Here is a 13,976-nt window from a genome sequence, read left to right on the forward strand (position 1 = left end):
AATTAGGAAATCTATTTTGCGATTGGTTGATATTTAGTTTTAAGTTGTTGCCTGTAACTTCTTTTTTGCTCTGTATTCTCTTGCTTTTAATTTCTCATACTCTCGGCACTTTTCAAGATTTTTGGCTCTGTATGCTTTAGAATATGCCCTATGATAAGCTCGTGATTTTTCTTTCTTTGCTTCTTCTATTTCTTCCCTCATCTGTAGCATTTCTTGTTCTGTCGGCTCTATCTGTTTTGTAAGTTCATTTTCAAATTTTCCGATATAGTTAAAATAAACCTCTATTCGTTGAACTACATATTTTGCTCTTTTTACATCTCTTTCATGCACTACGATTTTACTGATAAACTCATTGATAATGGTAGGGGTAAGTTCTTCAAAGTTGGAATAGCTTTCTGCAAGTCTGATAAATTTCTTTGCTCTTTGGTTTGCATTTTCACATTCGGATAAGCGTTCTTTGATTTCTTCTTTTTCTGCTTTTAAGGTGTAGTATTCTTCTGCATACTTTCTTGATAACTGTTCATAGCGTTCTGTATCCATATTTCCAAGTGCATTATCTTCATAGAGTTTATTCATCACTCTTTCTATCTGTTCCATTCGATCTGTGATTTGTGGCATACGCTTTTGATTTTTCTTGAATTCTTCGGTCTGTTCTTTATACAGACTCCCTTTTACAAGTTTCTCAAATTCTGCTTTGTTTTCCAAAGAATACTGTGCTATCTTTCGCAAGACTTCTGCGATATTTTCCATAACCTCATCAACATCAATGCGGTGTGGGGAGTTGCATTTGGGGTGCTTTGCTTTCCCTTTGGCATATTCACTGCAATAGGTTACATGCTGTACTCTTCCATTTTTGTGTATGGTGCGAATGTGCATTTTTGTTCCGCAATCTTTACAGTACATCAAGCCTGAAAGTGCGTGAATTTCTCCATCTCCGTTTGGTCTTTTTACAGGTGCATTTTTTAACATACGCTCTACATTTTCAAAGGTAGTTCTATCTATTATTGGCTCATGCACATTTTCTGTTATTTGCCATTTGCTTTTATCTACATAATGGTTTCTCTTATCTCTGTAATGCTTTTCGGTCTTAAAATTGACTACATCACCACAATACTCTTGTCTTTTCAGTATGCGTGTTAGAGTTGCTTTGTTCCAGTTATATCTGTTTTCTTCATTTAGTGGTTTGTTTTTTGCTGTTCCTCTGTTTTGCTGTTTCATATAAAAGGTTGGAGTTAGTATTTCTTTTTCTTTCAGGTAAACAGCTATCTGATTTCTGTTTTTCCCCTCCATAAATAGCCTAAAAATGAGTTTTACAACTTCGGCAGCTTCTTTATCGACGATCCAATAATCTTTGTTCTCAGGGTCTTTTATATAGCCGTATGGGGCTTCTGTTGCGACAGGCTTTCCGTCTGCTCCTTTGGTCTTAATTCCTGTCTTTACTTTCTTGCTGATGTCTCTTGCATACCACTCTGACATGATGTTGATAAAGGGAGCAAATTCCAATGTATTTTGGTCTATGCTATCTATACCGTTGTTGATGGCGATAAAGCGTACATTGTTTCTTCGAAATATCTCCATAGCGTTTCCGACTTGAAGATAATCTCTTCCCCATCTTGTCATATCTTTCATGATGACAATACCGATTTTGCCTTGTTCTACATCGTTTATCATCTGTGTATAGGCTGAACGGTCAAAGAACCTACCGCTTTCGTCATCATCGATATAGTGGCGAATGTTTATCAGCTTTTTATCTCTTGCATACCTTTCTAAAAAGGCTTTTTGATTTACAATACTATTACTCTCGCCACCGTCTCTATCTTCATCACCAACTGAAAGGCGGGAGTATAGTGCTGTAATTTTATTGTGATATTCTATCATGGCATTATCCTCCTTTTCTCGTGTCTATATATCACTCCTGTTCAGTTAATATTATGCAACCCATCTTGCAGATCCATATTCCTTACCTTGCCTATATTTCTTTTTGTTTTTACCTTTGCTGTAAACAATTAACTTAACAAGACCAGCAACTGAAATACCTACTAACAAGTCCCTTGGATTAAGGCTTGGTATATAAGATAAAGTTCCTATATCAGAAATTCCCACCATTAATCTATCAATAATATCTCCTCCTACATAAGAATTGATGTGCTTAGAAAAGATATTTCCAATGTAGAAGAATGATAGATAGGGAATGTTTGATAATATAAATTTCTTTGGGTTGTCTATTTTAATTAGGTTTTTAATATCAGAAAGAATGGCTTCTAATACCTTATTCATCGTAGAAACCTTCACTATCTAATAAAATTAGTAGGTAGTGTCTTCCCTTTGGTGTTATTAATGTTTGTATTCCTACAAGTGTACCTAGTGGATCAATCCATTCTTTTACTTCAAAATATCCCTTGTTCTTATCTGCATAAGGTAAGAGTTTCTTTTTCTTATCTCTGTAAATTAATCCCTTATCCATTAGAAAACTTATAAATTGATTTTGTGGTATTCCTAACTCTTTGGCAGTATTTCTAAAGTTTGTAAGTAGGTTATAATCTACTAATTTGTCATAATAATCTGCCTTTGGTCTTAATTCTTCAATTTCTTCTTCTCTTTCAGCAATAATTCTATTGGCTACAAGAATTGCATCTGCAAGTAGATCTTCATTAGTTTTCTTTTCTTGCCCTACTATATATCCTCCGTTTTTTCTAATACTTGGTAAGACTTCTCTAGTTACCCAAGCTTTGAATATTTTTGCTTGTGGTAGTTTTGATGAGAGGATAAGTGAATACAATCCTGATTCGTTAATTATTGAAATATTCTGTATTCCTCCAGGGGTGTTCCATTTCGTTACACCCTTATCTTCTTCGTCTACATGGTCATAAATAGCTTTTCTGGGATTGACATATCCTAGCATAGTTGCTACTTCATTTGCTATAAAGAAAAACTCACCATCTTTTTCAATAACAGTGAGTTTCCCAAAATTCTTATTTTCAAATGTTTTTAGATTACTTATCATAAGCTTTGCTCCTTATGTTTATTTTTAACTTTATCTTTACTAATGGTGTCCTTAGCCATATCTTTAAACTTATTTATAGTCTTCGTTATTGAATCTTTTCTATCGGCCTTTTTTTCAGAAGCCTTAACTGCTTTTTTAAAGGCGTGTTCCATTACTTTTATATCCTTAGATTGAAAAAACACAGAGTGGTTACCAGTTTCCTTATCTTTCATAACAGAAAACTTCACTCCGTGTTTGTTTAAAATTTTCTTTAATTCTTTTAACTCAGGATCTTTTAGATTAATTTCTTCTAACTGTCCCTTTTTAACCATATCTTTTAGTTTTACTTCTTCTCCATTATTTTTTATTACATTTTTCAAGCCTCCTTGATCTTCTATTTGCTTGTGAACTTTCTTTAAGGCATCAAGAATTGCTTTACTTGTTGCTTTTGCAAGCCTTACTTCAAGGTTAAGACTCGACCTAGATACTTCTTCATTAATCATCTATTCCACCTCCATATAAAAGTAACTCTTTGTATTTTCTTAACTTCTCTTGATGGATTTTTCTTCTAAAATCTTCTCCCGTAACTTTAACTGGTATTGTCATTTCAAGTATTCTTGAATATATCCTCTGATACTCAAGTTCAATATTAGGATTTTGAATAATTTCCAATGATAAGTTTGTAGTAAAAATTGTCGGCCTACCTTTTAAGTATCTTGAGTTTATAATGTTATATACTTGTTCTCTTGCATAAGATGTATCCCTTTCAATTCCAAGATCATCTAAAATTAACAACGGAATGTTTGATAGGTTATCTATAATTTCATTTGAATCTAGCTTAAATGCTGATTTTTGTATTTGATTTATAACCTGAGATAAATTCATAATCTTAACTTTAACTTGTTCTCTTTCAATTAATTCATTTGCAATAGAACAAGCAAGATAAGTCTTTCCACTGCCAACATCTCCATGAAATAAAAGTCCAACATTGTCTTCCTTCATTTGTTCAAAACTTTTAGCATAATTGTAAGCAACCTTGTAAGCTTGACCTTTTTCATTTAAGAATCTCTCAAAATTATATTGGTGTTGGAGTGGCGATGAGAAACAATCTCTTTTTAGCGATGATATTTTCATCAGTCTTTCTCTTTCTTCATTTTCCTTATCTCTTTTTATTTCACATTCACATTTAATTCTGGGAATAAACTTTGTAAATCCAAGGTCAAGTAATTCTCCATCGACTCTTTTACCACATAGCTTGCAATAGATATGTCCATTTCTTTCAACATCATTTTCTCTTAATACAAAATCTTTTAAGTTCTTCATAAACTCTCTCCTATATCGTAATTCATTTTCCTTGTTGTATTATCATTAATGTTTTTTGCCTGATCATTAAGATACCAATTGATTATCGTTGCCTTGTGATCTTGATACTCTCTGTTATTTGCTTTCATATATGACGACAACCTATCAATGTAGTCACTAATTCTACTTCCTAACTCATTTGTTAAGTCCTTGTATTCTTCATCAGTCAAAAATATATTTTTATATATTCCATAAGGCTTTTGCCCTTTACTAAAATTATTCTTTCTTAACTCATTATTACTAATATTGTTATAGTTACCTTCCGATTTTCGAAAATCTTGACTTTCGATATTCGAATCTCTTGAATTTCGATTATCGAACTTCTGGAATTTTGTTTTTCGAACTTCTTGATTTTTTAATTCCATATTATTAAATATGCTCATAAAGTCTTTAACATAAATTCTGTTAGGCTTTCCAAGTCCTTGCCTTTTCTTTTCAATCAGTCCTATTCCTGACTTAATATCAAGTTCGGCTATTAATTTATTTGCTTTTTCACTTGCACAATTAAATTGATCTTTTATACTTTCAATTGTGTAATAAATAAAGACTTTTCCATCTTCATCTATCCAACCATTTCTATATGAAAGACCCATTCGATTAAGCATATATGAATACAAAACTTTAGCTTCAATAGAAATACTCTCAAAAATTTCATCTTCCATTAATACCATAGGTAACCTAATGAAGTTATACATCTCAGATTGCCTATTATAAAAATAATCAAAATTCATCCCTGCCTCCTTTCTTCGAAATAAAAAAAGAGCAGCCTTATTTAAGCTACTCTTGTAGAAAGTATAAAATGGGTTTTTTCTTATTATATTTTTCTTTGTGTCTCCTCATACCAGTTGCAAAACTACTCTTACGTCCATGTAGTTTTTTTGAGTCTTTTTGACGTATCCTTCTTCATCTTTATCAAAGACAAAATGCTTATAAAACTGCTTAAAATGCAGGATTTCTAAATTTATATCTTTTGTATCAACGCTATAGCTTCCACATGGCTTGAGTGGTCTGTATGGATAAAATTTGAGATTTTTCAAAAGCCTCGTATGTGGGAATATATCTATGATATAAATTCCTTCTCTCATTACATAATATACTATTAATAAGCAAAGAAAAATAGCCCTATATCACCTTTACTTTATAATGGAAAATCTGCCCTTATCTACAAGTCGATTATCTTAAAAAATCTTCTAATAACAACTTCAGTTTTTTCAATATATTATTCTTACGCCATTGTATAGCTTGATAACTCACTTTCTTTATTCTTGTAATACTCGAAAGAATTTCATCCTGAAAGTACAAACGCTCAATGATGCCCCTTTCTTCTGCATTGAGTCTTGAAATTGTATTTCTGACTGCTTCAATCATCATCTGTGTTTCAACAATCTTTTCTACATCAACACTTTCATCAACAATATTATCTACAAAATGTCCGTCATGATCCAATGATGAAAAAAGAGCAAGTGGTTTTTTCTTTCCACCTGCTCCAAATACTTTTCGTGTTCTCTTTCTCGCCAGTAGACTTTATAAATATCTTCACTGACTTTGACCTTTTGTCCGTTGATATAAAGGTAATATTTTTTTGGCATATATGCTTCCTCCATTTCTTTTTGTCTGCGTTTTAAAACAAAAAAAGGAGGACTCCTGCACCTTGGCATAAGAAGTCCTCTAAAACGAAAGAAACTTGTTCTTCCTTTAATTATATTTAATTGTTTAGACGAGCATATGGAAAGACAAACAGCTATAAAGCTTATAGGAAAAAGGACTATTTTTATTGTGGTTTATTCTTTCAAATAAATATATAGACTTTTCCATTTCTATCCCTCCATTTTATAGCTAACTATTTTCCATAAATTAAGTCCTTCTAATGTTTCAAATTCTAAACACCTAATAAGAAATTTTACGCTTGAACTTTTTCTTTCCCCATTTTATTCAGTTCCCCAATCATCATGAAAACGCCAACAACAATCATAATGAAATCAACAAGTGGCTGTGTAAACCAAACAGCTTTTACTCCAAATATCATTGGCAATAAAATCATGGCAGGAACAAACAAAAACAGTTGTCTAAGCATTACGATTATCCCAGCTTTCTTTCCGTTTCCGATTGATTGGAAGAAAGTAACAGTCATAACCATTACTCCATACAAAATAAATACGGAATAGAACAATCTAAAGTTTCCAACACCCTGTGCAATGATGTTTGCTTCTACACCGAATAAAGATAGTATTTGACTTGAAAGCAATAAAGACGGAATCCAAAAGATTGCTGCAAGAACTAAACCGCCAATAGAAAAGACCTTCATAGCCTGTCTTACTCTGTCATACTGCTTTGCTCCAAAGTTTGTTCCAACAACAGGTTGTAAGCCTTGACTCATTCCCCAAAGAGGAATAAATGAAAAGGCATATACACGAAGTGATGCCGCCATCAAAATTCCATTGGTATCTCCGCCATACTTAAATGCCATTTTATAGAGCATAGTCTGTTGAATCATAAACAAAAGCTGCATCATCATAGCGGATGAACCGACAGAAAACATTTCTTTTTTAATTCCCGCATCAGACTTTATCTTATGGATTTTAACAACTTTACTCTTTTTCAAGAAATAATGTAGTGTTGCCACTGCCTGAACAAATTGTGCTGTGATGGTTGCAAGGGCAGCACCTTCAATCGCATATTCACCCATAACTGTCATTAAAATCGGATCAAGAATGATATTCAGTAATGCTCCAAGTCCCATAATCGTCATAGCTTTTTTCATCAGTCCTTCGCCACGCATAACCATGTTTGCGGACTGTGTGAAGTTTACAAATAGAGAACCTATAAAAATTACTCTAAGGTATCTAATACCATAGGCTTTGATTTCACCCGTTGCACCGACCATATCTAAAAAATGCGGAGCAAGAAGTATTCCTCCAACTGTAATAATTACAGAGAAGAAAATCACCCAATAGATTAGGTTACCCATAATTTTATCTACAGTTTTTTGATCCCCTTTACCGATTGCTCTTGAAAGTACAGATGCAGAACCTACACCAAGTAAAGTTGAAACACCGCTGTTGAAAAAGGTAAGTGGCATTGCGACACCACAGGCAGTCATTGCTGTCTGTCCTATAATTTTCCCTGCAAATATTCCGTCCATTAACGGATACAGACCGATAACAATCATTCCGATAACTGCCGGAATAGATAACTGAAAGAGTAAATCTATCGGTCTTTTTGTTAATAATTGTTCTTTCATATCTTGTTTCATTGCCTTCTCCTCTCTTAGACCAATTTTTATATAATTTTTAGTCCTTTATTTTTTTCTTGGAGCTCTACCATATTTTTATAAATCCCATTTAAAGCAATTAGCTCATTATGGGTTCCTTGTTCTGCAATATTCCCTTCCTTGATTACAATAATACTATCGGCATCTCTAATAGTATTTAATCTATGGGCGATAACTAATAATGTTTTATTCTTTACCAATTCACTGATTGCTTCCTGTATATAGCTTTCATTGTCCACATCAACACTTGCTGTTGCCTCGTCAAGAATTACAATAGGAGCATCTTTTAATATGCAGCGAGCAATAGAAATTCTTTGTTTTTCACCACCGGATAGAGTTGCTCCGCCTTCTCCAATCATTGTGTCAAATCCATCAGGAAGTGCCATAATAAAATCATAGCATCTTGCTTTTTTTGCAGCTTCTATAACTTCTTCTTTCGTCGCATTTTCTTTCCCCATGGCAATATTGTTAAAAATCGTATCTTGAAACAAATACACTCTCTGGAAAACCATACTAATTTCCGACATCAATTCAGATAGCGAAACATCCTTTATATTCACCCCTCTAATCAAAATTTCACCGGAGTCTACATCCCAAAATCTTGCCAAAAGATTTGCTACTGTAGATTTTCCTCCTCCGGACTGTCCAACTAAAGCTGTCATTGTATTCTTTTTCATTTCAAAATTCATATCATGCAAAACCTCTTTTTCTCCATAAGAAAATTTCACATGATTAAAACTAATTTCCGGCTCACCAAACTTAGCCTTTAAGAGATGTTTTTTACCTGTATCCTCTAGTTCTGTTTCATTTAATACTTCTTCAATACGATCTAAAGCAGCATTCATAACTGTTAGCCTGCTTGCTTCTCCATAAAGAGTTTTTAATGGACTGAATAAGTCAAATACAAATAGTATCAGTCCTAACACATAAGGAAGTTTCAACATTCCTTGTAAATGAAGATACAAAGCAAGTGCCAAAATAAAAGTAATTCCGATACCATAAATAATGTTCAATCCGCTTGTCCAAGGTGTCATCTTCTTTTCAAACTTTATAGAAGTGTCTCTTGATGAAGCAAAGCTATCTGTAAGAGCCTTTGAATTGTCTCCTAAAAGGTTATAGCTTTTGATTACACTAATTCCTTCTGCAAATGACAAAACTGCATCTGTTAGCTTCTCTCCTTGCTCTTGCCTGATAACAGCTTCAGATAAAGACATTTTATTCATTCTGCTTGCAAGTAATGTTGCTATTAGAGTTACACACACAGACACAAGACCTATTCTATAATCTAAAACAAACATGAATATAGTAAGCACAACGGTTGAAAGCACATAACTCATCATATTAGCTATGGTGCTCATGGATACTTCCTCAATGAATGACATATCTGAACTTAAAACAGAATTGATTTTTCCTAAATTTCCTGATGTGAAATATCCCATAGGAAGTTTTCTAAGGTGATTTCCAAGCTCCATCCTTTTATCTGCAAAAATCAGAAAGCCAGCAGCACTTTGCAATTTATCGCTTAAAAAATGAACCAATGCCTGTACCAACACTACCAAACCAAGTCCTATTCCTACATACAAGAATGTTTTCGGTGATATTGTCTTTTCATAAAATCCTATCAATACAGTAAATGCAATAAAAATAGGCATTTTACTTAAAACAGATTCAATAAAGGCAAAAACAAATGCCCCTTTAATTCTATTTTTATACTTTCCTGACAAGTTTAAAATTCTTGATATTAGTTTAAACATTCATTTCACCTTCCTTTCTGCTGATTTTCCAATCTTTACTAAATAGTGTCGCATCCCATAATTTACGGTAGTCTGCTGATGATTCTAACAAGTCATTATGTTTTCCATTTGCAACTAAACGACCATGATTCATTACCAATATTTGGTCTGCATCTACAATTGCCGGAAGTTTATGAGCAATTACAATCAATGTTTTTCCTTTTACAAGTTCACGAATAGCTGCTTCCATTTTTTCTTCATTTTCCGGATCTGCGTAGGCTGTTGCCTCATCAAGTACAACAATCGGAGCATTTTTCAAAATAGCTCTCGCTAATGATATTCTTTGCCTTTCTCCACCTGATAACATCTTTCCTGCCTCGCCAGCCAAAGAGTAAATACCATTTGGGAGCTTATCTAAAAATTCCATACACTGAGCTTTCTTTGCAGCTTCTATCACTTCTTCATCGGTAGCTGACAAATTTCCGATACGAATATTTTCTAAGAGTGAAGTATTAAATAAATATTGGTCTTGAGACACATAAGAAATCTCTTTATTCAGTGCCTTAAGACTCATATCCTGTAAATTTTGTCCTCCAATGCTAATACTTCCCTCTAAAACATCATAGTAATGAATTAAGAGTTTCGCTAAGGTGCTTTTACCTGAGCCTGATTCTCCAACAATGGCTGTCTTTTCTCCAACTTTTGCTGTAAAGCTCACATTATGAATCACATTTTTAATGTATGTTTCAGGTTGTCCATTCTCTCCCATCTTGCTTAGTTGATAACCAAATGTAACATTGTCATAGGAAATAGTATGATCTATACCTTTAAACTTGTTTTCACCTTGTTTTAATGGTTCTATATTTAAAGCATCTTCCAATGCAGATATTTTATAATTAAGCTGTGGCATCGTTGGTAAAAATCCCAAAGCCTTTAAGAGTGGTAAGCCAATACTCAAAGATAGGCATAATACCAATATCAAATCAGAAAGACTAACATAGCCCATGTAAGCAAAGTAACCTCCAAGCGGCAATGTTAATATAATCGTGCATGGAAGTAAGGCACTGTATAATGCCATCCATGGCCATGCAGTCTTATACCAAGCGAGTGCATAATCTCTATAATCTCCAACATCTTTAGAAAATCTTTTATATGATTCCGTTTGCTTGTTAAACACTTTTACTACTTCCATACCATTCACATATTCAATAATGGTATTATTCATTTTTCCACTCGCCATATAATATGGTCCCATTTTTTTCATTCCTGCGGAATACATAATCATCATAGCGACAATGCTTAGTGGAATGGATGCAAAAGACATAAGTGCCAGTCTCCAATCAACGAAAAACATTGCAATATATACCATTACAGGCACAATTAAATTGGCAATTCCTTCAGGCAATGAGTGTGCCAAAAGAACTTCCAAACTACCAATATCATCTACAAACATCTTTTTAATAGCACCTGTTCCCTTTTCTTCAATAGCTCCTAAGGGAAGATTCTCCATCTTTTTTTGTAGAGATGTTCTAAGTCCAAATAATGTGTTATATGCTGCCTTATGGGACATATTAAGACCCAAACCACCTAATAATGCTTGCAAAACCAAACATATCAAAATACCGGCAAGCAAAATAACTAACCTTGTGAATTCCAAATTTTGTCCTAAAATCAAGGAATTTATAATCTGATAAGCAAATAGAAATGGCACAACTCCCATAATGACACTTAATAGCATAATAAAACTCGCTAAATGTATTGTTTTCTTATGCGAACCAGCATACTCAAAAACCTTATTTAACATCATTCTCCTCCTTCAATAAATTTCCTTTTTTATCCATAAAATTCATGATTAACGCTTCATTTCCCTTTACAGATATTTTTTTATAACCATTATCACCGAGCATTAAGACGGAATGACAGGTTTTAAATAACAGTTCTAAATCATGAGTAATTATTATAATTGGAATCTCCTTTGCTTTTTCTGTAATTAAATCGGACATAATTTTCATACTTTTATAATCAAGTCCCGATGTTGGTTCATCCAAAATTATCAGCTTACGACCGGATAAAAATGAAGTAATAATTGCCAGTCGTTGTTTTTGTCCACCGGATAGTTTCTGCGGATGATTGGTTTTTTTATGCCACAGGTTTGTATCTTTCAGATATTCTCGTATCTTTTCTAAATCATTTTCCGAGTTTTTATCTTTACAAAATATCAACTCATTTTCTACTGTGTCTAAAAAAATCTGAGCATCTACATCTTGTAACACGCAATATGAATTTCTAAGTCTTTCTCTTTGTTTCTGTCCATAGCTGACATCCAAATATTTTTCAGATAAACCACATAATGCTTTTGCCAAAGTACTTTTCCCAATACCATTAGAACCAATCACTCCCATTATTTCGCTTTCTCCAAGCTCAAAAGTTAATTCTTCTATCAAAGTTCTTTTGCCTTGATGAATGCAGGCTTTATTTACTTTGATACAGCTTTTAGCCACAATAGGTTCTTTTTCTGATATCAATTCTCTTTCATTAAGTGTCCTTAACTCAAGTTCCTTACATTTATCATTACTAAGACTACCATTCGGAAAAACATCACATATTGTACCGTCTTTTATATAAATCAATCTGCTAAAAATCTCTTTTAAATAATAGAGCCTATGTTCCGCTATAATTATTGTCTTTCCCATCGTCTTCAATCTGATAAGTATTTCACTGAAATGTTTTATACTATCGTAATCAAGGCTACTTGAAGGTTCATCGAAAAAGATAATGTCTGTATCATAAATAAGTGTTCCTGCTATCGCCACCTTTTGCCTTTCTCCCCCTGATAATTCAAAAATGGATTTTTTGCTAATATGATTTATTCCTAACAAGTCCATTGCTTTTTCAACTTTTTCTTTTAGGGTGTCCCTGTCTAATCCCAAATTTTCACCTACTAAAGCAATTTCATCTTCAACTACATCACAAAAAAATTGATCCTTAGGATTTTGAAATACATTGCCAATATATTTAGCTAACTCTCCCTTTTTATAAGTAGTTATATCCTTCCCTAAAATCTTAATTTCGCCGTCCAAATCACCGTCATAAAATGACGGAATAAGCCCGTTTAGTAGTCTTAAAAGTGTCGTTTTTCCGCATCCTGAAAGACCTGTTAAGACTATAATTTCGCCTTTCTTTACAGACATTTTTAAATCTTTCAAAATCAAATCTTCTCCATAATGAAAGGATTTGATTTCTGCCTCTAAAATATTTTCCATAAACTCGCCCCCAACAAAATCATTCCTCCGATCATCATTGCTATATCAATAAATGTAAATCTCACCTCATGAAAACTTGTTTTTTGTCCATCATATTCAATACCTTTTGATATGATTGAACAAGTTAAGGTATCGCTTATATCTATGCACTTATACATAAGAGGAACAAAATATAATTCAAATGTTTTAATTGGTTTGAAAATACTTGCTTTAAATCCTCTAATTTTCATGCCATTGTTTATTTCCTTCATCCTAATAGAGATTTCCGGAATAAAACGAAAGAATACTGTAATTCCTATCCCTATTCCACCATCAATTCCAATTTTTCTAAATGCAGCCATTAGATGCGAAGAACTATATGAGGACAGAACTTTTCCCAAAATGAAAAGTGGAGCAAATTTCAACACTATAAGTAGCATTGTATATATAGAACCAACCAAAACATTTCCTAAGTGTGGTTTCAGCAAATAAATAAGCCCCCATACTATAAGCAATGAACATATCGTTCTAAATGCCTTTCTTATAGAAAATAAGAATAATAGTCCTAAGACAAAAATAAGGGAAAATAAATATTGTGATTGCTCTCCAACAGTTAGAATAACTGAAAATAGTAAAATCAACCCAACTATAGTAAGCGGGTTGATTTTATCTGATAGTTGGTATTCGTTTATATTATTTTTTTCACCTTTACAAAACACTTTTTTTCTTCCTGTTGCTAAAGAATTTGTTGTAAATATATGTTCCAAAATTAGCACCAATAATTGATGCAACGATTGCGATCACTACGCAAATTGCAATGTTTTTAGGGGTGTAAAAATTATAAAGAAATGTTGCATAGTCTGTTGTAAACATCTTAGGGAATTGTTTTGTAAGACCTTCTACACCAAATACGAATGTGAAATACATCGCATGAAGCGAATATATAAACATACCAGCACCAAAACCAAGACCTACTTTCATAGTTTTGTCTGAGTAATTTTCCTTTTTACCAATCACAAGCTCTGCTAATATTCCTGCAATTGCACAAACTACTATTACAGGCCACATTCCCATAAGAGCATAGAACACGCCGAGTAATAAGAAATATAAGAATGCTGTTCCTCTTTGTGCGACTTGTTTACACATTATTACAAAAACTGGCGCGGCAATTATTGTTGGAAGTGCCGATGATAAATACAAACTCGGAATCATTCCAAACGATCCTGTCAAAAGTCCCAATCCCATTGTTAATACAAAACCAATAACAGAAAATACTGCTATTTTTACAATACTTTTTAAATTCATTTTTCTCCTCCTTGAATACATATAATATTTTTTATCTGCTTATAAAACAGCATGTTGCCAATTTATATAAAATTAAATCT

At 33.1% G+C, this 13,976-nt stretch carries 11 protein-coding genes and 2 pseudogenes; all 13 read right to left on the bottom strand.

The window, feature by feature from the left end; translation table 11 throughout:
* Nucleotides 1-39: 39 nt before the first annotated feature.
* The 13 genes and pseudogenes from BQ7400_RS04670 to BQ7400_RS04735 all read right to left on the bottom strand — a co-directional run bounded on the left by BQ7400_RS04670 (nucleotide 40) and on the right by BQ7400_RS04735 (nucleotide 13,896).
* The gene (locus BQ7400_RS04670; protein WP_019134463.1) at nucleotides 40-1,878 is read right to left on the bottom strand and encodes a recombinase family protein; all 1,839 of its coding nucleotides are present in this window, start codon (nucleotides 1,876-1,878) and stop codon (nucleotides 40-42) included.
* Nucleotides 1,879-1,938: 60 nt separating this feature from the next.
* Nucleotides 1,939-2,277 (bottom strand): annotated as a pseudogene (locus BQ7400_RS04675) (VirD4-like conjugal transfer protein, CD1115 family); the annotation flags it as partial.
* Nucleotides 2,270-3,004, bottom strand: a complete 735-nt coding sequence (locus BQ7400_RS04680; RefSeq protein ID WP_000625112.1) for a phage antirepressor Ant — start codon at nucleotides 3,002-3,004, stop codon at nucleotides 2,270-2,272. The gene BQ7400_RS04680 and the pseudogene BQ7400_RS04675, both read right to left, overlap by 8 nt.
* Complete coding sequence (locus BQ7400_RS04685) at nucleotides 3,001-3,486, bottom strand: PcfB family protein (RefSeq protein WP_000606597.1); 486 nt, start codon at nucleotides 3,484-3,486, stop codon at nucleotides 3,001-3,003. Before BQ7400_RS04685 ends, BQ7400_RS04680 begins: the two co-directional genes overlap by 4 nt.
* Nucleotides 3,479-4,306, bottom strand: a complete 828-nt coding sequence (locus tag BQ7400_RS04690) for an ATP-binding protein (protein ID WP_072469678.1) — start codon at nucleotides 4,304-4,306, stop codon at nucleotides 3,479-3,481. Before BQ7400_RS04690 ends, BQ7400_RS04685 begins: the two co-directional genes overlap by 8 nt.
* Entirely contained in the window at nucleotides 4,303-5,076 is a 774-nt protein-coding gene (locus BQ7400_RS04695) for a replication initiator protein A (RefSeq protein WP_072469679.1), read from the bottom strand. The genes BQ7400_RS04690 and BQ7400_RS04695 overlap by 4 nt, the downstream gene beginning before the upstream one ends.
* A gap of 442 nt (nucleotides 5,077-5,518) precedes the next feature.
* Nucleotides 5,519-5,934 (bottom strand): annotated as a pseudogene (locus BQ7400_RS04705) (sigma-70 family RNA polymerase sigma factor).
* A 311-nt stretch (nucleotides 5,935-6,245) separates the two neighbouring features.
* Entirely contained in the window at nucleotides 6,246-7,598 is a 1,353-nt protein-coding gene (locus tag BQ7400_RS04710; protein WP_019125103.1) for an MATE family efflux transporter, read from the bottom strand.
* A gap of 26 nt (nucleotides 7,599-7,624) precedes the next feature.
* Nucleotides 7,625-9,370 (bottom strand): ABC transporter ATP-binding protein, encoded by a 1,746-nt coding sequence (locus BQ7400_RS04715; RefSeq protein ID WP_072469681.1) that lies wholly within the window; start codon nucleotides 9,368-9,370, stop codon nucleotides 7,625-7,627.
* The gene (locus BQ7400_RS04720) at nucleotides 9,363-11,153 is read right to left on the bottom strand and encodes an ABC transporter ATP-binding protein (protein ID WP_072469682.1); all 1,791 of its coding nucleotides are present in this window, start codon (nucleotides 11,151-11,153) and stop codon (nucleotides 9,363-9,365) included. The genes BQ7400_RS04715 and BQ7400_RS04720 overlap by 8 nt, the downstream gene beginning before the upstream one ends.
* Nucleotides 11,143-12,612, bottom strand: a complete 1,470-nt coding sequence (locus BQ7400_RS04725) for an ABC transporter ATP-binding protein (RefSeq protein ID WP_019125106.1) — start codon at nucleotides 12,610-12,612, stop codon at nucleotides 11,143-11,145. Before BQ7400_RS04725 ends, BQ7400_RS04720 begins: the two co-directional genes overlap by 11 nt.
* Entirely contained in the window at nucleotides 12,597-13,310 is a 714-nt protein-coding gene (locus BQ7400_RS04730; RefSeq protein ID WP_034439161.1) for an energy-coupling factor transporter transmembrane component T family protein, read from the bottom strand. Before BQ7400_RS04730 ends, BQ7400_RS04725 begins: the two co-directional genes overlap by 16 nt.
* Nucleotides 13,300-13,896 carry an MptD family putative ECF transporter S component gene (locus BQ7400_RS04735; RefSeq protein ID WP_019125108.1) on the bottom strand — a complete coding sequence of 199 codons (597 nt, stop codon included), beginning with the start codon at nucleotides 13,894-13,896 and terminating at the stop codon, nucleotides 13,300-13,302. Before BQ7400_RS04735 ends, BQ7400_RS04730 begins: the two co-directional genes overlap by 11 nt.
* Between the last annotated feature and the right edge of the window lie 80 nt (nucleotides 13,897-13,976).

The organism is Urinicoccus massiliensis, from assembly GCF_900120405.1.
GTDB lineage: Bacteria > Bacillota > Clostridia > Tissierellales > Peptoniphilaceae > Urinicoccus > Urinicoccus massiliensis.

Bases quoted from the DNA above. Each gene is read 5' to 3' on its own strand.
- BQ7400_RS04670 (WP_019134463.1), bottom strand. From the start codon at position 1,878: ATGATAGAATATCACAATAAAATTACAGCACTATACTCCCGCCTTTCA.
- BQ7400_RS04680 (WP_000625112.1), bottom strand. From the start codon at position 3,004: ATGATAAGTAATCTAAAAACATTTGAAAATAAGAATTTTGGGAAACTC.
- BQ7400_RS04685 (WP_000606597.1), bottom strand. From the start codon at position 3,486: ATGATTAATGAAGAAGTATCTAGGTCGAGTCTTAACCTTGAAGTAAGG.
- BQ7400_RS04690 (WP_072469678.1), bottom strand. From the start codon at position 4,306: ATGAAGAACTTAAAAGATTTTGTATTAAGAGAAAATGATGTTGAAAGA.
- BQ7400_RS04695 (WP_072469679.1), bottom strand. From the start codon at position 5,076: ATGAATTTTGATTATTTTTATAATAGGCAATCTGAGATGTATAACTTC.
- BQ7400_RS04710 (WP_019125103.1), bottom strand. From the start codon at position 7,598: ATGAAACAAGATATGAAAGAACAATTATTAACAAAAAGACCGATAGAT.
- BQ7400_RS04715 (WP_072469681.1), bottom strand. From the start codon at position 9,370: ATGTTTAAACTAATATCAAGAATTTTAAACTTGTCAGGAAAGTATAAA.
- BQ7400_RS04720 (WP_072469682.1), bottom strand. From the start codon at position 11,153: ATGTTAAATAAGGTTTTTGAGTATGCTGGTTCGCATAAGAAAACAATA.
- BQ7400_RS04725 (WP_019125106.1), bottom strand. From the start codon at position 12,612: ATGGAAAATATTTTAGAGGCAGAAATCAAATCCTTTCATTATGGAGAA.
- BQ7400_RS04735 (WP_019125108.1), bottom strand. From the start codon at position 13,896: ATGAATTTAAAAAGTATTGTAAAAATAGCAGTATTTTCTGTTATTGGT.